Origin of the sequence: Pseudarthrobacter sulfonivorans, from assembly GCF_024391045.1 — a bacterium.
Lineage (GTDB): Bacteria > Actinomycetota > Actinomycetes > Actinomycetales > Micrococcaceae > Arthrobacter > Arthrobacter sulfonivorans_B.
Map to the genome: position 1 here is coordinate 213,414 of NZ_JANFCZ010000002.1, position 22,861 is coordinate 236,274.

Below are 22,861 nucleotides of genomic sequence, written 5' to 3' on the forward strand. Positions count from 1 at the left end.
GCGCAGGGGGGCTTACTTCAGGAACGTGAAGGCGTGCTCGAGGTCCGCGATGAGGTCCTCGACATCCTCGATACCGCAGGAAAGCCGGATGAGGTTGACCGGAACGGCCAGCTCGGTGCCCTTGACTGAGGCGTGGGTCATCTCGGACGGGTAGTTCATCAGCGATTCGATGCCGCCCAGGGATTCGGCCAGGGTGAACACCGAGGTGTTTTCCGCGACGGTGCGGGCCGCCGCCTCGCCGCCCTTGAACTGGACGGACACCATGCCGCCGAACTTCCTCATCTGCTTCTTCGCCAGCTCATGGCCGGGGTGGGAGGGCAGGCCCGGGTACAGGACGGCCTCCACCTCGGGACGCTCAAGCAGCCATTCGGCCACTGCCTGGCCATTTTCGCTGTGCCGGTCCATGCGCACGCCCAGTGTCTTCAGGCCGCGGGTGGTGAGGAACGCGTCCATGGGCCCGGACACGGCGCCCACTGCGAACTGCACAAAGCCGATCTTCTCGGCGAGGTCCGCGTCCTTGACCACTATGGCGCCGCCCACCACGTCGGAGTGGCCGCCGATGTACTTGGTGGTGGAGTGGACCACGACGTCGGCACCCAGGGCGAGCGGGTTCTGCAGGTAGGGCGACGCGAAGGTGTTGTCGACCACCAGGAGGGCCCCGGCGTCGTGCGCCACTTTGGCGAGCGCCTCGATGTCGGTGATCTTCATCAGCGGGTTGGAGGGGGTTTCCACCCAGACGAAGCGGGTCTTGCCGCCGTTTGATCCACCAGCCGCCACGGCCTTAGCCACCGCGTCCAGGTCCGCCATGTCCACGGGGGTGTTGCCGATTCCCCAGTCGCCCAGGACGCGGCTGATGAGCCGGTAGGTGCCGCCGTAGGCGTCGTTGCCGAGGACAATATGGTCGCCGGGGCGGGTGAGCGCCCGGATGAGGGAATCCTCCGCAGCCAGGCCCGAGCTGAAGGAGTAGGCGTGGGTTCCGCCTTCCAGCGCCGCGAGCTGCTCCTGCAGCGCGTCACGGGTGGGGTTTCCGCCGCGGCCGTATTCGTAGCCGTCGCGGAGGTTGCCGATTCCGTCCTGGGCGTAGGTGGAACTGAAGTGCACCGGCGGGACCACGGCGCCCGTCCGGGGTTCGAAGGCCTGGCCGGCGTGGACGGCGCGGGTGTTGAAACCCTGGTTTTCAGAGGCAGTCATGGTGCTCCTTCGAGGCTAGTTGCTGAGGTAGGCGAGCAGGTCGTGGCGGGTCAGGATTCCGACGGGCGCTCCGACAAAGGTCACCATCACGGTGTCCACTTCGGAGAGCAGCTCGCGGGCGGCCGAGATGGTTTCCAGTGAGCCGATCACCGGCAGCCGCTCCCCCATGTGTTCGGAGATCTTGTCCGTGAGCTTGGCTTCGCCGCGGAAGAGTTTAGACGTCAGGGTGCGCTCGTCCACGGCGCCGAGGACTTCACCCATCACCACCGGCGGTTCCTGCGAGAGGACCGGGATGTGGCTGACGCCGAACTCGTTCATGATGTTGATGACGTCGCGGACGGTCTCGTTCGGGTGGATGTGGACCAGGTCAGGCAGTTCGCCGTTCTTGGTCTTGATGACCTCGCCCACGGAGGCTTCCTCGCCGCCGGAGAGGAACCCGTAGGAACGCATCCAGTGATCGTTGAAGATCTTGGCCAGGTAGCCGCGGCCGGAGTCGGGGAGGATGACCACCATCACGGCGCTTTCGGGGAGGTCGCGGGCGGCCTGCAGTGCCGCCACCACGGCCATGCCGGAGGAGCCGCCCACCAGCAGACCCTCTTCCCGGGCGAGCCTGCGGGTCATCTCGAACGAGTCGGCGTCGGTGACGGCAATGACCTCGTCCGGCACGGACTTGTCGTAGTTCTCCGGCCACATGTCCTCGCCGACGCCTTCGACGAAGTACGGGCGCCCGGTGCCGCCGGAGTAGACCGAACCTGCCGGGTCGGCGCCGATGATCCTGACCCGGCCGCCGTCGGCCTCGGCCCGGTCTGCGGAGACGTCCTTGAGGTAGCGCCCGGTGCCGGTGATGGTGCCGCCGGTGCCGGCGCCGATCACGCAGTGGGTGACGCGGCCGTCGGTGTCGCGCCAGATTTCCGGGCCGGTGGTCTCGTAGTGGCTGCCGGGGGCGGCGGGGTTGGAGAACTGGTCCGGTTTGTAGGCGCCGGGGATTTCGGTGACGAGCCGGTCCGAGACGCTGTAATAGCTCTGCGGGCTGTCCGGCGCCACGGAGGTAGGCGTGACCACAACCTCCGCGCCGTAGGCCTGCAGCACGGCGCGCTTGTCCTCGCCCACCTTGTCCGGCACCACAAAGATGCACTTGTAGCCCTTTTGCTGGGCCACCAGCGCCAGACCCACACCGGTGTTGCCGGACGTCGGCTCAACTATGGTCCCGCCGGGCAGCAGCTTGCCGGTCCGTTCGGCTTCCTCGATCATCTTCACCGCGATGCGGTCCTTGATGGAGCCGCCCGGATTGATGTATTCCAGCTTGACCAGGACAGTGGCTTTGATGCCTTCCGTCACGTGGTTGAGCTTGATGAGCGGCGTGTTTCCGATGAGGTCCAGGACGGACTGCGCGTACTTCATAGGTACAAAGTTACCGCCTGCCGCTGCCGGGCCCTGCCCGGGTCAGCTGCCCGGCTCAGCTGCCCGCCGAGGAATCCGTCTGCCAGAGGCCCATGATGTTGCCTTCGGTGTCCGTGAAGTAGGCGTACCAGCCCATGCCGGGAACGGCGTCCTTGGCCTGGGCAACGGCCCCGCCGGCGGACTCGATCTGCGCCAGCGCGGCGTCAACGTCATCCACGTCGATGGTGATGATGGGCGATTTGAGGCTGTCCGTGCGCGGGAACAGGGCCCCGTTGATGGCGCCGGGCGCGCTGGGCATGCCCGTCTGCTGGTCCGACGGGGTGGTGATGGCGCTGGTGTAGTCCATCCCCTGCATGGGGACCATGGTCCAGCCGAACGCCCTTTGGTAGAAGGCGTTGGCGCGTTCTTTGTCACCGGTGGGAATCTCGAAATGCACAACTCCAGCCACTGCATGCTCCTTTGGATGCGAGGGGGAAAGCGCGGACGCCCCGCGCCAGTTGGAGTCTAGTCCCGGTGTCCGGGGTCCGTAAGGGGGTGTGGGAACCCGCGTTGTCAGGCCGCCGTGGGACGATGAAGGCATGACCATTGCTGACGCTCCCGCCCGGCTGGCCGCCGCCGCGGACGCGTCCCTCCGGTGGCATCCGGACGGCCCCTACAGCCTGCAGCAGACGCTGGGCACTCTCCTGCGCGGCACCGGGGATCCTTCATTTTCGTTCCGGCCGGACGGGCTGTGGATGGCGTTTACGACGCCGGACGGGCCGGTCACGCTGCGCCTCACCGCTGCCGCTGGTTCGGGCGCTGGCGCGGTCTCGGATGGTGGCGTCTCCGGCGGCGCAGTGTCCGGCGGCGCCGTTGATGCCCAGGCATGGGGCCCGGGATCCGCTGCGGGGCTCGCCGGCGTGCCGCGCATGCTGGGCGCGCACGACGACTGGACGGCCTTCGATGAGCCGGCCTTCCACGCCACGCTCCCCCGGATGGTCCGTGAGGCACGACGCCGGAACCCGGCTTTGCGGCTCCCCTCCACCGGGCGCATGGTTGACTGCCTCGTGCCCACCATCCTGGAGCAAAAGGTCACCGTCGTCGAGGCCCGCCGAGGCTACCGCTACCTGATGTACCGCTTTGGCTCCTCCGCCCCGGCGGCCGGATCCGCCGCCCCGGAGGGCCTGCGCGTCCAGCCCACCCAGGAGCAGTGGCTGCGCATCCCCTCCTGGGAATGGCACCAGGCCGGAGTGGGCCCGCAGCGGTCCGCAACGGTCATGCGCGCGCTGCGATCCGCCGTCGCGCTTGAACGCCTGGCCGCCCTCCCGGCTTTGGAGGCGGCGGCCAAGCTACGGGTTATTGCCGGCATCGGGGTGTGGACTGCTGCCGAGGTGGTGCAGCGTACCCACGGCTGCCCGGATTCAATCGCCGTGGGCGATTACCACCTCGCGGCCTACGTGGGCGCCGCGCTGACCGGCCGGCGGACGGACGATGCCGGGATGCTGGAGCTGTTGGCGCCTTGGGCCGGGCACCGTCAGCGGGTGGTCCGGATGATCGGATTGAGCGGTTTCCGGAAACCCACGTTCGGCCCGCGGATGACCATCCAGGACCACCGCCGCCACTGACCCCTCCCTCTCCTGCAACGCGGGGTCACTTCTGGCCGGATAAACAGCGGTTATCGAACCATAAGTGACCCCGCGTTTCAGTCAGTGCGGCGAGCCCGTTTGATTCTGGCCACGAGCTGCTGGAAGTCATCGGCGAGGTCGTCCGCGTTCGGCTTGAAGTAGGACCAACCTGCGTGGACGAAAAGTTCGTCACGCCGGTTATCACGCGACTGCTGTTCCCTTGTCCGGTGGTGCGCGCCGTCGTACTGCACCGCGATCCGGTGCTTCCGGTACCCGAGATCGGCAGCGGGCGACCTCGGATCGTGCGGATCCAGGCGGAGCTGTAACTCAGGTTCAGGTAGGTTCGCATCAAGCAGCGCGAGGCGAAGAAAGGTTTCCGGGAACGAATCCGCCCCCACCCGCATCTCGTCCAAGGCAAGCCGCGCCTTTTCAACGCCTTTCATGTTGGGATGCTGACGGATCAGCAAGCGAAGTCCATCTTTATGGGCAAAAGGCAGGCTCCGGAACTCCAGATCCGGCCGTGGCATGCGGATCAGCTGGTCTCCCATCGCGATGACGTAGCGCAGCGGCAGCTGATGAGCCAGGTCAAGCCATGTCCGGGCGGGCCCGCTGACCCGGATCCCGTCAATCTCCACCACTTCACCCGGAATCACATGGACTCGGTGACCGACGACGCCGGCACGCCGGACTCTGGGCAATCCGTTCGGCTTGCTGAGGTGCATGCGGGGATCGGCGCCCAGCCAGGGTGGAAGTCCCAAGTCGAAGAACACGGCCGCCGTCTCGTGGGAGACCCAGGCATCGGGGGTGGCAGCGCAAAGTACGCGTGCCCGCTCGATCATGGAAGGCTCCCGGCCAGCATGCGTCCGGATCAGCCGGCCTCCGCCCACCAGGTCCTTGGCCCGCAAACGGTTCGGCGCAACCCCAAGGGCCCGTGATTGGTAGACCGTAAAAGGCAGTTTGGCGAGTTCCTCGGGGAGCGGCTTCGCAGTGACCATGGCACAAGTGTGCACCGTCCGAAGGAACAGCGTCTGAAGTTATCCACACCCCCGGCTCACCCTGCAACGCGGGGTCACTTTTCTCTCAATTAAGGCGAATTATCGGGCGAGAAGTGGCCCCGCGTTGGTTGGTACCGGTGGGAGGGGCCCGGTCTCAGAGGCCGAGGCGGGCCACTGCTTCCTCGCGCATCTCCACTTTGCGGATCTTGCCGGAGACGGTCATGGGAAAGCTTTCGCGGACATCCACGTACCGCGGGATTTTGTAGTGCGCCAGCCTGCCGCGGCAGAACTCGGCCAGGCCGGCGGCGTCCAACCCGTCCGCGCCGGGCTTGAGGATGATGCAGGCCATCAGTTCCTCACCGTACGTGGCGTCCGGGACGCCGATCACCTGGACGTCCTGAATGGCCGGGTGGGTGTAGAGGAACTCCTCGATCTCGCGCGGGTAGATGTTCTCCCCGCCGCGGATCACCATGTCCTTGATCCGGCCCTCGATCACCACGTAGCCGTCCTCATCCATCCGGGCGAGGTCACCGGTGTGCATCCAGCCGTCGGCGTCGATGGTCTCCGCGGTCTTGTCCGGCTGGGCCCAGTAGCCCGCCATCACGGCGTAACCGCGGGTGCATAACTCGCCGATCTCCCCGCGCTCCACCACCTCCCTGGAGCCGGGGTCGATGATCTGGCTTTCCAGCCGGGGCATGGTGCGGCCCACCGTTTCGGTCCGCTGCTGCATGGTGTCTCCGCCGCGGGTCATGGTGGAGACGGGCGAGGTCTCGGTCATGCCGTAGCAAATGGCAACATCCCTCATGTTCATTTCCGAGATCACCCGGTTCATGACGTCGATGGGGCACACCGATCCGGCCATGACTCCGGTCCGCAGGGTCGACAGGTCGTAGGTGCCAAAGTCCGGCAGGGCGAGCTCGGCGATGAACATGGTGGGCACGCCGTACAGGGACGTTCCGCCGAAGTCCTGGACCGCCTCCAGCGCGGCGGCCGGGGTGAAGCCGCGGCCGGGAATGATGGTGGCGGATCCATGGCTGAGCGCGGCCAGGTTCCCGATCACCATGCCGAAGCAGTGGTAAAAGGGCACGGGAATCACCACCCGGTCGTGCTCCGTGTACCCCAGCAGTTCCCCGATGGAGAAGCCGTTGTTGAGGATGTTGTGGTGCGTCAGCGTGGCGCCCTTGGGGAAGCCCGTGGTTCCGGAGGTGTACTGCAGGTTGATGGGATCGTGCGCGTCCAGCTCCGCCATCCGTTCCCTCAGCATGGAATGGCCGACGGCGTCAGCCCGCTTGAGCAGCTCCGCGTAGGTCAGTTCCGCCTCATCTTGGGGGACGCCGGCGTCGAGCCCGTCCGCACCGGAATCCGGTAGGAACACCAGTTCCTGCAGGTCCGGGCATCCGGCGAGCGCCTGGCGGGCCATGGCCACGTAGTCGCTGTTCCGGTCCGATGGCGCAGCGACAAGCATCCGCATCCCGTTCTGCCGCACCACGAATTCCAGTTCGTGGCTGCGGTAGGCCGGGTTGACGTTGACCAGGATGGCGCCGGCCTTGGCAGTGGCGTACTGCAGGAGGGTCCACTCGGCGCAGTTCGGGCTCCAGATGCCCACCCGCTCCCCCTTGGCAACGCCGGAGGCGAGAAGCGCACGCGCGAGGCGATCGACGTCGTCGTTCATTTTGGTGTAGCTCCAGCGGCGGGCGTCACCGCCGGGCACGGCGGCCGCCTCGATCAGCGCGTCATGGAACGGAAACCGTGCCACCAGCCGCTCGAAGTTCCGGCCGATGGTTTCCTCGAGAAGCGGAACGTCAGTGTCCCCGGCTGTGTAGGCGCGCATGGTGGCACGCTACCAACATCGGGACGCGAGGAGAAGCATCCGCGCGCCGGCCGGTATTGTGAAATCCATGAGTGCACCCATCGACCTGCAGGCCACGTTCATCCCCAACGACGGCGAGTTCTTCCGCGTGAAGCTCGCCCTGGAAATCGCCATCGACGAGGTGGTGAACGAGCCCGGCTGCATCCGCTACGAGCTCACCGAAGCCACCGAGGAAAAGCTGGTCCTGACGGAGCAGTGGGCGTCCGAGGAGGACCTGGCGAAGCACTCCAAGGGCATCGCCGTGCAGGACCTGAACGAATCATTGAGCGCGCTGCTGGCCGAGCCGGTGAAAATCGAACGGCCCTAGACCCGGCAAACCACACGCCAAGCACAACGCGGGGTCACTTTACGCTCAAAAAACCGAAGTTATCGGGCGCGAAGTGACCCCGCGTTGGCGGTTAAACGTAGGCGGTTGAACCGGGTTTAAAGGTCCGGGATCTGGGTGCCGTCCTGCGGGCCGGAGCTCGCGGTGCCCGGGCTGGCGGCGGCCGCCGCGGCTTCCGCCTGTGAACGCGCCACGTGGGCGTGGACCTCGTCCATGTCCAGGGCCTTGACGGCGTCAACAACCTGCTCCAGCTGCTGGGCGTTCAACGCACCGGGCTGGGAGAAGACCAGGACCTTTTCACGGAAGGCCATCAGCGTGGGGATGGACGTGATGCCGGCCTCCGCGGCGAGCTGCTGCTCGGCCTCGGTGTCCACCTTGGTGAACAGGACATCGGAATGCTTCTCCGACACGGCGCTGTACGTAGGCCCGAATTGTTTGCACGGACCGCACCATTCAGCCCAGAAATCCACCAGGACAATATCGTTGCCTTCGATGGTCGATGCGAACTGTTCACCTGTGATGTCTACTGTTGCCATGGTTCCACGGTACGCGAGCAGCGGACGGATGTCCCGGCCGGGGGCGCCCTGTTCGCTGCCCGCGTCATCGGGAATATCCGCGGCCCTGCCGCAAACCCGGCCGCAAACGCCGCCGCAAACGCTGCCGTGTACACAAGGCAGTTCGGGGCTTACCGTTGGGGCAGCAGGCGCCAACAGCCGATCACAGGAGGGGTTATGACCCACGCAATCTCTACCCGGTCCCTCACGAAGAAATTCGGCCGCCGCGAGGTGCTGCACGGTGTGGATTTCGCCGTGGCGACGGGCTCCGTTTTCGGGGTCATAGGCCCGAACGGCGCGGGAAAGACCACCACCATGCGCTGCCTGCTGGACATCATCCGCCCCACGTCGGGCGAGGTCCGCGTCCTGGGCAAGGATCCCCGGCTGGGCGGTCCGGAGCTCAGGCGCAGGATCGGCTACCTGCCCGGCGAACTGTTCCTCGAGGGCCGCGTCACCGGCCGCACGCTGCTGTCCCACTACGAGGCCATCAGCGGCCCGGTGGCGCCGGGCCGCATCGACGAGTTGGCTGAGCGGCTGGGGCTGGACCTGGACCGGCACACCCGCAAGCTGTCCAAGGGCAACAAGCAGAAGCTGGGGCTGGTCCAGGCGTTTATGCACAACCCCGAACTGCTGGTCCTCGATGAGCCCACCAGCGGCCTGGACCCGCTGGTGCAGCAGGAGTTCCACGCCATGGTCCGCGAAGCCCGGAATAACGGCCAGACCATCTTCCTGAGCTCCCACGTGCTCAGCGAGGTCCAGCAGACCGCCGACACCGTAGCCATCCTGCGCGACGGCCGGATCATCGCCGTCGAGTCCGTCAGCGGGTTGCGGGAAGGTGCTGTCCGGCACCTCCGGTTTTCGGCAACCGGAATCACAGCGCACGACGCCGGCGCGCTGCTGGGTGCGGTGCCCGGCGTCAGGCACGTGAAGGTCCTGGAGTCCAACGGGGCCGTCACCCTGTCCGCAACGCTGGAGGGTGCCATCCAACCCCTCGTCAAGGCCCTGGGTACCCTGCAGTTGAAGGACCTGGTCCTGGAGGAGCCGGACCTGGAGGAATCGGTACTTCAGATGTATTCCAGTCCCGGAGCAACGAGCCCCGGGGACGCGCCCCACAGGGGTTCGGCACACACGGGGTCAGCCCGCCGGGATTCAGCACACCGGGGTTCATCCCACACGGAGGTGGCCAAGTGAGCACCACCCTGCCGCTGTTCCGCCGCGCGTTCTTCGATACCTGGCGCTCCACCCTCGCCTGGGCGGCCGGACTGGCCGGGGCCACGCTGCTGTACCTGCCGCTCTACCCGTCCATAGGCGGAAGCGCCCAGATGCAGGACATGATCGACGCCCTGCCGCCCGAAATGATGAAGGCGCTGAACTACGACCAGATCGCCACCGGTCCCGGCTACACCCAGGCGACCCTCTTCGGGTTGATCGGGTTCCTGCTGATGACCATCGCCTCGGTGGGGTGGGGCGCGGCTGCGGTGGGCGGCGACGAGGAATCCGGCCAGCTGGAACTGACCCTCGCCCACGGCGTCACGCGCGCCCAGGTGGTACTGGAGCGCGCCATGGCCCTGTTGGTTCGGGTCCTGCTGCTCGCTGCGCTGGTCTTTGTACTCGTCCGCTTGCTCAACGATTCTGCCCGGCTGGACATCCGGCCGGAGCACCTCTTCGGTGCGGCGGTCCTGTTTGCCGGGCTGGCGCTGCTGACCGGAACGGCCGCCTTGTGCGCCGGTGCCGTGTCCGGCAGGCGCACGTACGGGCTCGCCGCGGGGGCCGCCGTCGGCGTTCTGGGCTACGTCTTCAACGCCGTCGGCAGGCAGAGCCCGGACCTCGAGTGGCTGCTCGGCCTGAGCCCCTACCACTGGGCGTACGGGAACGCCCCGATGACCAACGGTGCGGACTGGGCGGCGGCCGGCTGGCTGTGGGGAATCTCCGCGGCGCTGGTGGCTGTGGCAGCCGTCGCCGTCAGCAGGCGCGACGTCGGCACGTAGCCAGGACGTCGGCACGTAGTCAGACCGTGGCGTCCCACAGGTGCGGCGCCGGGGTACGGCTGCCGGGCAGTGCATTGGTCTCGCGCCAGTCGTGGATCCATTCCGGCAGCACCAGGTCCGCCGGCGGCTGGCCGAACTCGCGCAGGATCTCGTCCTGGCTGACGGGTTTTCCCTTGCTGACCAATCGGGTGGCGATGTAGGCACGCGCGTAAATTTCGCCGTCGGCCACCATGCGCTGCTCAAAATAGATTGCTTTGGCATCCAGCCCGATGATCTTCGTTTCGATGGTGTACTGCTGCCACAACTGCAGTGACTTCCGGAACGCGATGGTCTCCCCCGCCGCGACCGGGCTCCAGCCGCGGCGGCGCATCCGCTTCCACACGCCGCTGCGAACCATGAGGTCAAAACGGCCCAGGTCCATCAGGGAAAAGTACATGCCGTTGTTGACGTGCATGGCGATGTCAATGTCGGTGGGGAGGACCCGTAGCGGCAGGGACGACGTGTCCCAGATGGTCAGGGCCGGGCGGCGGGCGGACGTGAAGAGCATCAGGAGGGTGCGCAGGAGCAGGTGCATGCCCCAATGTTACCCGTGGGTAACATGTTGGCAAATTCACTGCCCGGGTAGGTTGCCGCGGGTCTCGCGGGCGTGCCTGCCTGCTCCGGGACCGGGTAGCGGCAGGAAGGGCGTTGAGTAGGAAAGTCCGGCCCGGCTAGGTAGGCCGCGGAAATAATAGGGTAGCCCCTACTCGTGCCCCGCCGGTGGGGCCTTCCTAGACTCGGAACTCCTAGGGCCGAACAAAGTTGCCGGCGCATCCTCCAATGCTGGGGTGGGTGATGCCGCTTCATTGTGGAGCATCCGTGTCTTTTGCGGCGGCTCCCGTCATGCACTGAGGGGTTCCTGCGTCGCCGGGACCGCACAGCGCATCACCCCTTGCTCCGTCCTGCTTCGGGTTGCCGCATCGCCGCGCGACCTGTTGCCGGGCCGACCCTCGATGGGCCACTTATGAACCAGCCGACCGTAAACAATTCCGAGATACCCCGCCGAAACTTCGATACAGACGCCCCCAGGGTCGATCTGCTGGCAGTCCGCAAACCCGTCAACAACAAGCTGAGGGCAGGCATGGCGGGCGCCGCCATCATCGCCACAGTCAGCATTGCCGCACTGATAGGGCCCGCCACAACGGCTCCCGGGGCACCGTCCGCCGCGGTCGCAATCACGACGGCGGACGCGGCGGTTGGGCAGGCCAGCGCGCCGGTTGTCCCGGAAACTGTGGGAGAGCCGCCGGCAGCCGCGGCTAAACCGGCTGCGGTTGACCCCGTTGCGGTTCCAGCGGCGGCCGCCGCACCGGCTGAAGCACCCGCCCCGCCGGCTCCTGAACCTCCGCCAGCAGCCGACACGAACCTCTACACGGTGGTCCCGGGCGACACCGTCGGCGGGATCGCGGCCGCGCATGGTGTGGACATGAACGCGATGCTCGCAGCCAACGGACTCGGCGTCTACAGCGTCATCGTTCCGGGCCAGTCGCTGAAGCTGACGGGTCCGCCCGTCGCAGTTTCAGCTCCCGCACCGGCACAGCCGGCCGCTGCGGTCCAGGCTGCGGCGCCGGCTCCGGCCCCCGTACAAGCCCCGGCTCCCGCCGTTCCGGCGGCACCGGCTGTGCGGACCATTTATGTGGCGGGCGCCGGCGGTCAGTCAATGGTTGATGCCTGCATCGGGCCCATCCATTACACGCCGAATGACGGGTATTCGCTCTTCATCACGGAGCACGATTTCTGTGGCGGCTGGGCGCGCTTCTCCGGCATCGGTGTGGGCGAAACCGTCAGCATTCCCGGTTACGGCACGTTCAAGGCAACGGCACGGGGGCAGGTGCCCAACCCCGGCACCACGAACGACGTCATCCGGGTGTTCGGCGGATTCCCCAGGGCAATTCTGCAGACATGCATCCCCGGCACCAACCAGATGCTGCTGATCGCCCTGAACTGAGTTCCAAAGCTTGTTCGCGGTTCCGAACCCGGTAGGCAAGGAGCCGCGAACAAGGGGATTCGTTAATCCGGCGTATTTGCTAGGCCGGCATGTGGTGGCGCTCGGAGATGTGCTCCACCAGGGCGCCCACGCGGTCCTCGGCGTAGTTGCGGGCAATGTCGCCCTGGCTGATGATGCCAACCAGCTTGTGGTCGGCGATGACCGGGAGCCGCCGGATCTGGTGGGCTTCCATCATCTCGATTGCAGCGTCAACGCTGGCGTCAGCATCTACCCAGTGGGGTTTGCCCGAGGCGAGCTCGCGGGCCATCATGTCGCGGGGGCTGCGGCCGGCGGCGACGCACTTGAGCACAATGTCACGGTCAGTGATCATCCCCATCAACCTGCCGTCATCGCCGCAGATCGGCAACGATCCGCAGTCCAGGTCCAACATCAGCCGCGCAGCATCTTCGAGCGACTGGCCTTCCTTGATACACCGGGCATCCGTCGTCATGAATTCACGTACTGCACTCATTGGTCCTCCTTCATCGATTGATTATCGACGCAGGGCATCGGGGCACATGCGCCGATGGTGCCAGATTACGCCCGGCCCGGAGCGCCTGTCGACGACGGTTTTAAGCAAGGTTGCGTCGCAGCTTTTCCCCGGCTAATGGTCTTTTCCCCCAGTAACGCCGCGGGGAAAAGACCATGAGGCGGGGAGTGCCGTGGCCGCCCGGCCCCTTCCGTGGTACAAATTCGCGGGCACGAAAAAGCCTCCGGAACCTGGTGGTTCCGGAGGCTTTTCCTTGGGTGGCAGATGAGGGATTCGAACCCCCGTAGGCGTTGCCAGCTGATTTACAGTCAGCCCCCTTTGGCCGCTCGGGTAATCTGCCGAACTTCAAAAGAAGTACCCGGGATGCAGTCTGCAGGACGTTCCGTTTCCGTTTCCAGTCCGGTCCGTTCCGCTTCCAGTAACCGCGGGCAAGACAACTTTACAGAACTTCTGCCGAAGAATCGAATCGAGCCGTTTCATCGTCGAAACCGGCTCTGAAAACCGCGTGTCTCCGCGGGAAAACCGGGAGAATCAGGCTTCGCCGAGAATGCGTCCTGCCAGCTTCGCCTCGAACTTCACGGCCTGTTCCTCGGTGATCTGGTTCAGCTGGACTGCGCGCCGGAGATCCTGGCTGATCCCGTCCATGCGGGCGGACGCATCCGGGACGGGGCTGAAGATGATGGAACCTGCCAGGGCGGCTGCCGCTACGGAGGTCGCGGCGGTGGCAACTGCTCCGGCGGCGACGACGGTTGACCGGGTGACGTAACGGACGGCTTTGTTTTGCATTGCTTCCCTTTCGTACTTCTTCCAACTCGTTCAACTCTCCCCAACCCGGCTTCGTTCCCGCCGTGCGTCCGCTATGAGGGAACTGTGAATCCGGCCGCGCCTGTTCCTCAGTAGCGCCGGAGCCGATCCGTATTAGGCTGGAATGCAGAGATCACCGCCCTCCGAGCCAATGCGAGGGCACCCATCACCCCAAGGAGAGTCATGGCAGGCGAGTCAACGTTCGACGTCGTAAGCAAAGTGGACAAGCAGGAAGTGGCCAACGCGCTGAACCAGGCACAGAAGGAACTGACGCAGCGCTACGACTTCAAGGGCGTGGGGGCCGAGGTCGATTTCAGCGGCGAGAAGATCCTAATGAAGGCGAACTCGGAGGAGCGCGTGCTGGCCGTCCTGGACGTCCTCCAGTCCAAGCTGATCCGCCGCGGCATTTCGCTGAAGTCCCTGGACACCGGCGAGCCCTATGCATCCGGCAAGGAATTCCGGCTGGAGGCCACCATCAAGGAGGGCATCGCCCAGGACCTGGCGAAGAAGATCAACAAGATCATCCGCGACGAAGCCCCCAAGTCGGTCAAGTCCCAGATCCAGGGTGACGAACTTCGCGTCACGTCCAAGTCCCGCGATGACCTGCAGGCCACCATGGCCCTGCTGAAGGACTTCGACGAGGCAGACCTGCAGTTCGTCAACTTCCGCAGCTAGTACGACGGCGGTGCCTGGGTTAAATCGGTACGCGTCAGTTAAGCGGCCGGCCGGCCATCCGCTCCAGCCGTGCGATCCGATCACGCATGGGCGGGTGGGTGGCGAACAGCTTGGTCATCGCACCCCCGCGGAACGGGTTGGCGATCATCAGGTGCGACGTGTTGACCAGCTTCTGGTCTTGCGGGAGCGGGGCAATCCGGACACCCTGCTCGATCTTGTTCAGGGCTGAGGCGAGGGCCAGCGGATCGCCGGTGAGCTGCGAACCGTCCTCGTCGGCGTCGTACTCCCTGGTCCGGGAGATGGCCATCTGGATCAGCGACGCCGCGAAGGGCGCCAGCAGGGCCATGGCGATCATGGCCAACGGGTTGGCGTTCCGCCGGTCACCGCCGCCGAAGAACAGCAGCATCTGCCCCACCGAGGTGATGACGCCCGCGACGGCGGCCGCCACCGAGGAGGTCAGGATGTCCCGGTTATAGACGTGCATCAGCTCGTGCCCCAGGACCCCGCGCAGCTCCCGCGCATCCAGCAGCTGGAGGATTCCTTCGGTGCAGCACACAGCCGCGTTCCCGGGATTCCGGCCGGTGGCGAAGGCGTTGGGATTCATGGTGGGTGAAAGGTAGATGCGGGGCATCGGCTGGTTGGCCCGGACGGAGAGCTCCCGGACGATCTGGTACAGCTGCGGCGCCTGGGCCTCGGTCACGGGGTAGGCCTGCATGGACCGGATGGCGATCTTGTCGCTGTTCCAGTAGCCGTAGGCGGTGGTGGCCACACCCACCAGGGCCATGATCCAGATGGGCGCCGCACTGCGGGTGTTGAGCCCGATCAGGCCGCCCAATCCCAGGAGTACGGCCCACAGCACCCCGAAGAGCGCTGCAGTCTTCAGTCCGTTGTAATGCTTGTGCACGTCCATACCTCCATGTCACCACCGCCGCACCAACAGGGCCGGCACACGGACCGCCCCGACGAGGCAGGCCCTATGGCACCGGACTATGGGCATCGTACTTCCGGAAACCCGGCTGCAGCTGAGAGGCCAGCCAGGCCATGCCCACGCACAAGGCCCCGCCCAGCAGCAGGACCCAGCCCTCACTCAAAATTTTAGTCCCGCCGCCGGCCAGCAGGTCGCCCACGCGGGGGCCGCCGGCCACCACCACAATGAAGACCCCCTGGAGCCGTCCCCGCAGGTGGTCCGGCGCGGCCGCCTGCAGGATCGTGCTGCGGAAGACGGCGCTGATCGAGTCTGCGATCCCGGCCAGGGCGCAGCACAAGGCCGCGGGGAGGAGCCAGAGGGTGGCGCCGCCGTCGGACGTCCGGCCGGCCAGGACCACCACCACACCGAAGCCGGCGATCGAAGCACCCCAGCCCATCACGGACCACACCACCGCACTCCCCTGCCACCGGACGCGGCCCAGCGGTCCCGAAAACAGGCCGGCCAGGAACGCACCGACGGCGGTAGATGCGAGCAGGATGCCCACCGTGGACTCGCCGCCGCCGATCATCAGCGCGCCAATGGCCGGCATCAATGCCCGCGGCTGGGCCAGGATCATGGCGATGAGGTCGATGATGAACGTCATCCGCAGGTTGGGACGGGTGCCCAGGAAACGGAACCCTTCAACCACGGACCGGATCCCGGCCCGCCCGGCAGACCTGGAGGGCGGGATGGACGGCAGGCGGAAGACGGCCCACAGGACAAACACAAAGCAGATGAGGTCGATGGTGTATGTCCAGCCGAAACCCACCCATGCCACCAGCACGCCGGCCAGCAGGGGCCCGATGGTCATGGCCAGCCCGAACGTGATCATGTTCAGCGCGTTGGCTGCCGGCAGCAGCTCCTTGCGGATGAGCGTGGGGATGATGGCACTGCGGGCGGGCTGGTTGATGGCCTGGGCGCCGCTCTGCAGCGCCACCAGGAGGTAGAGGATCCACACGTTGCCAAGCTGCAGCCATGATTGAAGTGCGATCAGGCCGGTGGTCAGCCACAGGACCGTGCTGGCCAGCAGGACCACGGTGCGGCGGTTGTGGGAATCGGCAATGGAGCCGCCCAGCAGCCCGCCGAACACCAGCGGCACCAGCGCGAAGACGCTGAGCAGGCCCACATAGAAGCTGTCGTGGGTGAGGCGGTAGACCTCCAGGCTGACCGCCACCAGCGTCAGCTGGCTGCCGACAGCTGCCACCGCGGAACCGAGCCACAGCCGGCGGAAAGCGGGACTCTCGCGCAGCGGAGTGATGTCTGCCAGTAATTTCCCCACCCCGCAACCCTAACGGGGCCGGCCGCGTCCGGACGTGTCGCACGCTTGGTATCCTCAGGCGGGGAAGGAGTTTGCCATGAATCTGTCCAGGCGGCTTCTCTACGCGTCGGAGGTCTGGGAGGTGGCCCGGCCGCGGACCGCACTGACTGCCGGGCACCTGCTCATCCGCCTCACCAACCCCGCCACCGCCTTCGATGTCCGCTCCGCCGCGGACTGGCTGGTGTGCCACAACGCCGCCCGGCAGGCGCTTGCGGACACACTCGGGGCCACGCGCTGCACAGTGATGTTCGCGCACCAGTGGCACCCCATCGGTGCGGCCATTGGCGAGCCTGAGGCGGAATCCTCCACGCCCACCTTCCACCTGTTTGGACGCTGGACCGGCGAGACGGTCACCCCGGGAGATCAGCTGCTGCGTCCCACCCAGCGCCGGGTGCCCGTGGCACCGGAGGATCTCCTGAAGTACGACGACGGCCTGCGCGCCGCCCTGCGCCGCTCGGCTGTGGAGCACTCTTCTCAGGAGCGCGCCGCTGCCGCCAGGTGGCACTTCGCGGCAGTGTTGGACGCCGGCATTGCCACGAACTGCCATCTCGGCGAGGCTCCCGCGCTTGCATCCGTCCCGTTGGAAGCCGCCCCGCTGCCTGAGCTGGTGGAGGATTCCCCAACGGCGACGGCGGGCACCCGTCACAGCGTCATTTCCCCCGCCATGGCCGGGCCCCTCACCCCGCGGCTCCTGCTAGCCCTGGCCGCCGCCGTGGAGGAACTGATCGGGCGCCCGGGGGTCACGGGGCTGAGCTGCGTGGTCCCGGATCCCGGCACCGGCCCCTTGGAAGTCCACGCCTTGGGCCGCTCGGCGGGTGAGTCGGAAAACCCGCTCCGGAAATTCCTTTCGTTGCCAAGTGTTAACCAAGCCTTATTATGACGTGCTCATAATAAGTGCAATACTGGAGTCATGACGGAACAGTTTGGTGGCCATGATGCATGGGCTGCTGCCCTGCGGTCCCACGGCCGCCGCGTGACCAGGCAGCGGCTGGCCGTGCTTGCCGCCGTCGAACACCACCCGCATTCGCCGGCGGAGAGCATCCTCGCTGCAGCGCGCGCCGAGCTTCCCGAGCTGACCGCACAGTCGGTTTATGTAGTTCTGGGCGACCTCACCGACCTGCACATGCTGCGCCGCTTCGAGCCGCCGCACTCCCCCGCCCTGTATGAGACCCGCGTGGGCGACAACCACCACCACGCCATCTGCATCAGCTGCGGCCGCGTGGAGGACGTGGAATGCGCCGTCGGGCATGCGCCCTGCCTCACCCCGCATTGGGACGAGAACGCCAAGCCCATGACCATCCAGATCGCCGATGTGATGTACCAGGGCATCTGCCAGGACTGCCAGCAGTCCCAACAACTTCCTTCCGAACGTACCGAAGTAACCGAGAAATAGGAGAACAATGACTGCCATTTCAACTACCCAGTCAGGTGCCCCCGTCACGTCCGACGCGCACTCCCAGTCAGTTGGTGCCGACGGTGCCATCATCCTGACTGACCACTACCTGATCGAAAAGCTCGCTCAGTTCAACCGTGAGCGCGTGCCGGAGCGCGTTGTGCACGCCAAGGGCGGCGGCGCTTTCGGTACCTTCAAGACCACCTCGGACGTCTCCAAGTACACCAAGGCAGCGTTCCTGCAGCCGGGTGTTGAGACGGACATGCTGATCCGTTTCTCGTCCGTCGCCGGCGAAAGCGGCTCTCCCGACACTTGGCGCGATCCCCGCGGCTTCGCCGTCAAGTTCTACACCTCCGAGGGCAACTACGACCTCGTGGGCAACAACACCCCCGTCTTCTTCATCCGCGACGGCATCAAGTTCCCGGACTTCATCCACTCGCAGAAGCGCCTCCCGGGCACCCACCTGCGCGACGCCGACATGCAGTGGGACTTCTGGACCCTGTCCCCCGAGTCCGCACACCAGGTCACCTGGCTCATGGGCGACCGCGGCCTGCCGGCTTCCTGGCGTGAAATGCAGGGCTACGGCTCGCACACCTACCAGTGGATCAACGCCGAGGGCGAGCGTTTCTGGGTCAAGTACCACTTCAAGTCCAACCAGGGCGTCAAGGCCATGACCGGCGACCAGGCCGAGGAACTTGCCGGCTCGGACGCTGACTTCTACATCCGCGACCTGCAGGAGAACATCTCCGCCGGCAACTTCCCGTCCTGGGAACTGCACGTCCAGGTCATGCCGTACGAGGACGCCAAGACCTACCGCTTCAACCCGTTCGACCTCACCAAGGTGTGGCCTCACGCTGACTACCCGCTGATCCACGTGGGCACCATGGAGCTGAACAAGAACCCGGAGAACTACTTCGCGCAGATCGAGCAGGCCACCTTCGCGCCGTCGAACTTCGTCCCGGGCATCGCTGCTTCGCCGGACAAGATGCTGCAGGCCCGCATCTTCTCCTACGCCGACGCACACCGCTACCGCGTGGGCACCAACCACGCCCAGATCCCGGTGAACCAGCCCAAGAGCCAGGTCAACAACTACAGCCAGGACGGCCAGGGACGCTTCAGCTTCAACGCCCCCTCCGTTCCGGTGTACGCACCGAACTCGCTGGGCGGACCCGCCGCTGTTGAGCCGGCATCCCCCGCCGGTGGCTGGGAGAACGACGGCGAGCTGACGCTTTCCGCGCACTCCCTCCGTGCCGAGGACGGCGACTTCGTCCAGGCCGGTACCCTGTACCGCGAAGTGTTCGACGACGGCGCCAAGGCCCGCCTGCTCGAAACCATCACCGGTGCAGTGGGCGGCGTCAAGACCCCCGAGATCAAGGAACGCGCCATCCAGTACTGGACCAACGTTGACGCCGAACTCGGCGCCAAGCTGCGCGCCAACCTGGGCGCCGGTGCGGTTGACTCCGATGCTGAGGCTGCCAACAAGATCGGCTAATACGGCCTTCTGCAGAACCAAAACACCCCGCCACGGATTGTCCGTGGCGGGGTGTTTTGTCTAAAGCAACCCGGGGTCACTTCCGGTTGCTCCGCCCGGGTTTATTGGGCGTAAGGTGACCCCGCGTTGGTTGGAGCTAGGAGCGGGTGAGCGTTTCCGGCCCAGTCCCTGCCGCCGCGGGGCGGTGGCCCTTCTTGGCGAGCTGGATCTGCTCGTAGACGTGGTGGCGGAGTTCGGTGAAGCGGGGCAGGGAGCGGGTCTCCAACTGGTCGCGCTCAACCGGGAGGTCAATGACGATGTCCTCCTGCACCACGGTGGGCGAGGACGACAGGATGATGACACGTTCGCCGAGGTATACGGATTCGTCGATGTCGTGGGTCACGAACAGTACGGTGATCCCGAGCTTCTTCCATACCGTGCGGATGAGGTCCTCCAGGTCCGCACGGGTCTGTGCGTCCACAGCAGCGAACGGCTCGTCCATCAGCAGCACCTCGGGCTGGTAGGCGATGGCCCGGGCAATGGCCACGCGCTGCTGCATGCCGCCGGAGAGCTGCCACGGGTAGGAGCGCGGAACGTGGGCCAGGCCCACGGCTTCGAGGGCCTCATCCACCAGCTTGTCCCGTTCGCCCTTGGGCACGCCCTGGTTCTTCAGCGGGAGTTCCACGTTTTCGCGGACGCGCATCCACGGGAAGAGGGACCGGCCGTATTCCTGGAAAACCACGGCCATCTTCTTCGGCGGGCCCGAGACGCGTTTGCCGTCCAGCAGCACCTCGCCCGCGGTAGGGGCCATCAGGCCGGAGATGCATTTCAGGAGCGTCGTCTTGCCGGAGCCGGAGGGACCGACGAGGCAGGCCAGTTCGCCGGCGCGCAGGTCGAAGGTGAGGTTGCGGACCGCCTCGATGTCGCCGCCGTCGGTCTGGTAGACCTTCTTGAGGCCGCGGACGGAGAGCATCGCCGTGGTTGGGTCAGGCTGCATTTTCTACCTCTTTCTGGCCGTGGTACCAGCGCAGGATGTTCCGCTCGGCCCACTGGAAGATGAACGACATCGCCACACCCAGCAGACCGAGCACCACGATGCCGGACCACATTTCCGGAATGGCGAAAGACCGCTGGAACTGGACGATGGTAAAGCCAAGCCCCGAGGACGAGGCGAACATTTCGGAGATGACCATCAGGATCAGCCCAAGGGACAGGGACTGGCGCACTCCGGCCATGATCTGCGGGCTGGCCGAAGGCAGCACGAGGTACCGGACCCGGGCCCAGCCGTTGATGCCGTAGGTATGGGCCGAGTCGGAGAGAACGCCGTCCACAGCCCGGACCCCTTCGATGGTGTTCAGCAGGACCGGCCAGACACAGCCGGAAATGATCACTGCCACCTTCATGGAGTCGGTGATGCCCATCAGCAGGATCAGGACGGGGACCAGGACAGGCGGCGGAATGGCACGGAAGAACTCCAAGGTGGGTTCCAACAGTGCGCGCAGCCATTTGACTGAGCCGATGAGGACGCCGCCGACGACGCCGATGATGATCGCCGCGACGACGCCCACCAGGAGACGTCCCAGGCTGGGCAGCACGTCGGTGACGAAACGGGGGCCGAACCAGACCTCACCGAACTTGGCGAACAGGGCTGCCGGGGTGGGAACAAAGAAGTTCACCGCTCCGAGGGTGGAGGCCCACCAGAGCAGCACCAGCAGGACCGGCAGCGCCAGGACAAAGCCGAGGGTCTTCAGGATTTTCATACGATCACCTCGGAACGGACGGAGGAGTGCCAGGACAGCGTCTTCTTCTCGATCAGCCGCATCAGGGAATTAATCAGGACGCCGATCAGACCGGTGGCGAGCACCAGGGCGTACATGCCCGAGATGGCGCCGCCGGACTGGGCGAGGGCGATCTCATGGCCGAGGCCCGGGGAGCCGATCACCAGTTCGGCCGTGATGGCCAGGACCAGCGCCACCGTGGCTGCGAGACGGACACCCGTCATGAGGTACGGCAGCGCCGTGGGGAAAACGACATAGCGGATCCGCGCCATCCGGCCCAGTCCGTACGTCCTGGCGGTGTTGTTGGCCACCATGTCAATGTCGGCCACGCCGTAAAGAACCTGGATCAGGACCTGCCAGAAGGCGGCATACGTGATCAGCATCAGTGACGATTCAATCTTTATGCCGAAGAGCAGCACCGCCAGGGGAATCAGCGCCACCGAGGGGATGGGACGGAGGAACTCCACCGTGGAGTTCGTGGCCTTTCGCAGGAAGTCGCTGGAGCCGATGATAAAGCCCAGCAGCACCGCCAGGACGACGGCGATTACCAGGCCCAGGAACCAGGCCGTCATGGTTTCGCCGACTGAGATCCAAAAGGCTGTCAGGCCGAAGTCCCGCACCAGGGCGGCAATAACTTCGCTGGCCGGCGGGAGGAAGCGTTCATTGATGATGCCCAGCCGTGGAATGAGCTCCCATGTGCCCAGGAATCCTATGATCCCTGCCAGGCCCAGCAGCTGTTTCACCGGTGACTTGCGGACCCGCCGGCGGTCCCGTCCCGTGGTGGAGACGGGACCGCCGGAGGCCAGGGCGTCTGCACTCACGGGAGGAGGTCGCCTGCGTTCGGTGCCTTGCTCAGCGTGCCGTACTTGGCCGCGGCGTCGCCGAGGGTCTTAAACGCGTCCTTGTCGAAGTTGACGGTCCAGTGCGTCAGCGTCATCTTGGACCGGGAAGCCTCATCGATCTTGGTGTACGTACCCACGATGTCGCGGACTTCCTGCGGGTGGGCCTGGGCGTACTCGAGGGACTTGTTCATGGCCCGGGTGAACTTCTGCGTGAGTTCAGGCTTGCTCTTGACCGTGTCCGACTTGGTGAAGTACCCGGCGATATCCAGCTTCGGGCTCATCTCCACGAAGTTCCAGGAGACGACCGTTCCGCCGTCGGCCACCGCCTTGGACATGAACGGCTCAAGGATCCAGGCGGCGTCCACCTGCTTGTTGGCCAGTGCTGCGGGTGCATCCGGGAAGGCCACCTCGACAAACTTCACGCTGGCGGGATCGCCGCCGTCCTTTTCGACGGCCGACTTAATGGTGGTGTCGCCGATGTTGGACAGGTTGTTCACCGACACAGTCTTGCCGGCAAGGTCCTTCGCCGACTTGATGCTCGAACCAGCGGGAACGACGACGCCGCCGACGTCCTTGCCGGTCTCACCCGTGGTGGACGCGCCGTTGGCCACAAACTTCAGGTCAAGCCCCTTGTCCTTGGCCACCATCACGGAGATCAGGTTCGAAAACGCAAAGTCGAAGCTTCCGCTGACCACGCCAGGGACGATTGCGGCGCCGCCGGTGGCCTGCTGGATGTCCAGTTGCAGGCCCTCGTCCTTGAAGAACCCCTGCTTATCGCCCAGATAGATCGGTGCGCAGTCGACGATGGGAATCACACCGACGCTGACTTTCGTTAAATCCGTTCCGCCGGCGGCCCCGCCGGAGGAGGCAGCACCGCCGGGGGAACTCGGTGAACCGGACCCGCATGCTGACAGGCCCAGGACGGTTGCTGCGGCAAGCACCGCGATAACGCTACGACGTTTCATGTTCACTCCTTTGTGATGTGCATTGGGAGTGAGACGCCCCCAACCCAACTCTGTTCGCAGTCCGAACAGACGTTCAAGGAAAGTCTGTGTGACTGGACGTTGAAGGGTCAACCAGATCGGCCCATTGTTATCCTCATGATACGTAAGCGACCGCATGGTGGACAGGGTCCCGGATCTTCCGTTGAGCGCGGATGACAATGACGGTTT

At 65.7% G+C, this 22,861-nt stretch carries 24 protein-coding genes and 1 tRNA gene; 9 read left to right on the forward strand and 16 right to left on the reverse strand.

Annotated elements, in window-relative coordinates:
- Positions 1–12: 12 nt before the first annotated feature.
- From NQJ30_RS02340 to NQJ30_RS02350, 3 genes are read right to left on the reverse strand one after another with little or no spacing between them, the layout of a single operon-like run.
- Entirely contained in the window at positions 13–1,191 is a 1,179-nt protein-coding gene (locus NQJ30_RS02340) for a cystathionine gamma-synthase (RefSeq protein ID WP_255768112.1), read from the reverse strand.
- 15 nt (positions 1,192–1,206) lie between these two features.
- Entirely contained in the window at positions 1,207–2,592 is a 1,386-nt protein-coding gene (locus NQJ30_RS02345; RefSeq protein WP_255768113.1) for a cystathionine beta-synthase, read from the reverse strand.
- A gap of 55 nt (positions 2,593–2,647) precedes the next feature.
- Complete coding sequence (locus NQJ30_RS02350; protein ID WP_255768115.1) at positions 2,648–3,040, reverse strand: VOC family protein; 393 nt, start codon at positions 3,038–3,040, stop codon at positions 2,648–2,650.
- A gap of 130 nt (positions 3,041–3,170) precedes the next feature.
- Here NQJ30_RS02350 and NQJ30_RS02355 point away from each other — a divergent pair, with 130 nt between their 5' ends.
- Complete coding sequence (locus tag NQJ30_RS02355; RefSeq protein WP_255768116.1) at positions 3,171–4,196, forward strand: DNA-3-methyladenine glycosylase family protein; 1,026 nt, start codon at positions 3,171–3,173, stop codon at positions 4,194–4,196.
- 77 nt (positions 4,197–4,273) lie between these two features.
- On the opposite strand, the gene NQJ30_RS02360 is transcribed toward NQJ30_RS02355, so the two are convergent.
- Together NQJ30_RS02360 and NQJ30_RS02365 are read right to left on the reverse strand one after the other, a co-directional pair.
- Entirely contained in the window at positions 4,274–5,191 is a 918-nt protein-coding gene (locus NQJ30_RS02360) for a hypothetical protein (protein ID WP_255768117.1), read from the reverse strand.
- Between the two features lie 154 nt (positions 5,192–5,345).
- Positions 5,346–7,022, reverse strand: a complete 1,677-nt coding sequence (locus NQJ30_RS02365) for an AMP-binding protein (RefSeq protein WP_255768118.1) — start codon at positions 7,020–7,022, stop codon at positions 5,346–5,348.
- Positions 7,023–7,089: 67 nt separating this feature from the next.
- Between NQJ30_RS02365 and NQJ30_RS02370 the strand changes: the two genes are divergently transcribed.
- The gene (locus tag NQJ30_RS02370; protein WP_255768119.1) at positions 7,090–7,368 is read left to right on the forward strand and encodes a putative quinol monooxygenase; all 279 of its coding nucleotides are present in this window, start codon (positions 7,090–7,092) and stop codon (positions 7,366–7,368) included.
- Positions 7,369–7,484: 116 nt separating this feature from the next.
- On the opposite strand, the gene NQJ30_RS02375 is transcribed toward NQJ30_RS02370, so the two are convergent.
- A complete protein-coding gene (locus NQJ30_RS02375) occupies positions 7,485–7,922 on the reverse strand; it encodes a thioredoxin family protein (RefSeq protein WP_255768120.1) in 438 nt (145 codons plus the stop codon).
- Positions 7,923–8,117: 195 nt separating this feature from the next.
- Here NQJ30_RS02375 and NQJ30_RS02380 point away from each other — a divergent pair, with 195 nt between their 5' ends.
- Both NQJ30_RS02380 and NQJ30_RS02385 read left to right on the forward strand, forming a co-directional pair.
- Positions 8,118–9,131 (forward strand): ABC transporter ATP-binding protein, encoded by a 1,014-nt coding sequence (locus NQJ30_RS02380; RefSeq protein WP_255768121.1) that lies wholly within the window; start codon positions 8,118–8,120, stop codon positions 9,129–9,131.
- Positions 9,128–9,928 carry an ABC transporter permease subunit gene (locus tag NQJ30_RS02385; RefSeq protein ID WP_255768122.1) on the forward strand — a complete coding sequence of 267 codons (801 nt, stop codon included), beginning with the start codon at positions 9,128–9,130 and terminating at the stop codon, positions 9,926–9,928. Before NQJ30_RS02380 ends, NQJ30_RS02385 begins: the two co-directional genes overlap by 4 nt.
- Positions 9,929–9,947: 19 nt before the next feature.
- On the opposite strand, the gene NQJ30_RS02390 is transcribed toward NQJ30_RS02385, so the two are convergent.
- Positions 9,948–10,502, reverse strand: a complete 555-nt coding sequence (locus tag NQJ30_RS02390; RefSeq protein WP_255768123.1) for an acyl-CoA thioesterase — start codon at positions 10,500–10,502, stop codon at positions 9,948–9,950.
- Positions 10,503–10,931: 429 nt separating this feature from the next.
- On the opposite strand from NQJ30_RS02390, the gene NQJ30_RS02395 reads away from it, so the two are divergent.
- Positions 10,932–11,912 (forward strand): LysM peptidoglycan-binding domain-containing protein, encoded by a 981-nt coding sequence (locus NQJ30_RS02395; protein ID WP_255768124.1) that lies wholly within the window; start codon positions 10,932–10,934, stop codon positions 11,910–11,912.
- A 79-nt stretch (positions 11,913–11,991) separates the two neighbouring features.
- Here the strand turns inward: NQJ30_RS02395 and NQJ30_RS02400 are convergent, their stop codons facing one another.
- The 3 genes from NQJ30_RS02400 to NQJ30_RS02410 form a co-directional block, all read right to left on the reverse strand.
- Positions 11,992–12,423 (reverse strand): CBS domain-containing protein, encoded by a 432-nt coding sequence (locus NQJ30_RS02400; protein ID WP_255768125.1) that lies wholly within the window; start codon positions 12,421–12,423, stop codon positions 11,992–11,994.
- A 276-nt stretch (positions 12,424–12,699) separates the two neighbouring features.
- A tRNA-Tyr gene (locus tag NQJ30_RS02405) sits at positions 12,700–12,781 on the reverse strand.
- 191 nt (positions 12,782–12,972) lie between these two features.
- A complete protein-coding gene (locus NQJ30_RS02410; protein ID WP_255768126.1) occupies positions 12,973–13,227 on the reverse strand; it encodes a hypothetical protein in 255 nt (84 codons plus the stop codon).
- 201 nt (positions 13,228–13,428) lie between these two features.
- Between NQJ30_RS02410 and NQJ30_RS02415 the strand changes: the two genes are divergently transcribed.
- Positions 13,429–13,920, forward strand: a complete 492-nt coding sequence (locus tag NQJ30_RS02415) for a YajQ family cyclic di-GMP-binding protein (protein WP_255768127.1) — start codon at positions 13,429–13,431, stop codon at positions 13,918–13,920.
- A gap of 34 nt (positions 13,921–13,954) precedes the next feature.
- Here the strand turns inward: NQJ30_RS02415 and htpX are convergent, their stop codons facing one another.
- Positions 13,955–14,824: a zinc metalloprotease HtpX gene (gene htpX, locus NQJ30_RS02420; protein WP_255768128.1), complete on the reverse strand. Its 870-nt coding sequence runs from the start codon at positions 14,822–14,824 to the stop codon at positions 13,955–13,957.
- Between the two features lie 70 nt (positions 14,825–14,894).
- Positions 14,895–16,166, reverse strand: a complete 1,272-nt coding sequence (locus tag NQJ30_RS02425; protein ID WP_255768129.1) for an MFS transporter — start codon at positions 16,164–16,166, stop codon at positions 14,895–14,897.
- Positions 16,167–16,242: 76 nt separating this feature from the next.
- Between NQJ30_RS02425 and NQJ30_RS02430 the strand changes: the two genes are divergently transcribed.
- Genes NQJ30_RS02430 through NQJ30_RS02440 form a run of 3 tightly spaced genes read left to right on the forward strand, consistent with a single transcriptional unit; the run spans position 16,243 to position 19,090 of the window.
- Complete coding sequence (locus tag NQJ30_RS02430) at positions 16,243–17,085, forward strand: hypothetical protein (protein ID WP_255768130.1); 843 nt, start codon at positions 16,243–16,245, stop codon at positions 17,083–17,085.
- A gap of 30 nt (positions 17,086–17,115) precedes the next feature.
- Entirely contained in the window at positions 17,116–17,598 is a 483-nt protein-coding gene (locus tag NQJ30_RS02435; RefSeq protein ID WP_255768132.1) for a Fur family transcriptional regulator, read from the forward strand.
- Between the two features lie 7 nt (positions 17,599–17,605).
- Positions 17,606–19,090: a catalase gene (locus tag NQJ30_RS02440; RefSeq protein ID WP_255768133.1), complete on the forward strand. Its 1,485-nt coding sequence runs from the start codon at positions 17,606–17,608 to the stop codon at positions 19,088–19,090.
- 136 nt (positions 19,091–19,226) lie between these two features.
- Here the strand turns inward: NQJ30_RS02440 and NQJ30_RS02445 are convergent, their stop codons facing one another.
- Genes NQJ30_RS02445 through NQJ30_RS02460 form a run of 4 tightly spaced genes read right to left on the reverse strand, consistent with a single transcriptional unit; the run spans position 19,227 to position 22,654 of the window.
- The gene (locus NQJ30_RS02445) at positions 19,227–20,066 is read right to left on the reverse strand and encodes an ABC transporter ATP-binding protein (RefSeq protein WP_255768134.1); all 840 of its coding nucleotides are present in this window, start codon (positions 20,064–20,066) and stop codon (positions 19,227–19,229) included.
- Positions 20,056–20,829: an ABC transporter permease gene (locus NQJ30_RS02450; RefSeq protein WP_255768135.1), complete on the reverse strand. Its 774-nt coding sequence runs from the start codon at positions 20,827–20,829 to the stop codon at positions 20,056–20,058. Before NQJ30_RS02450 ends, NQJ30_RS02445 begins: the two co-directional genes overlap by 11 nt.
- Positions 20,826–21,668 carry an ABC transporter permease gene (locus NQJ30_RS02455; protein ID WP_374113206.1) on the reverse strand — a complete coding sequence of 281 codons (843 nt, stop codon included), beginning with the start codon at positions 21,666–21,668 and terminating at the stop codon, positions 20,826–20,828. The genes NQJ30_RS02450 and NQJ30_RS02455 overlap by 4 nt, the downstream gene beginning before the upstream one ends.
- The gene (locus NQJ30_RS02460) at positions 21,665–22,654 is read right to left on the reverse strand and encodes an ABC transporter substrate-binding protein (RefSeq protein ID WP_255768136.1); all 990 of its coding nucleotides are present in this window, start codon (positions 22,652–22,654) and stop codon (positions 21,665–21,667) included. Before NQJ30_RS02460 ends, NQJ30_RS02455 begins: the two co-directional genes overlap by 4 nt.
- Positions 22,655–22,861 lie beyond the last annotated feature (207 nt).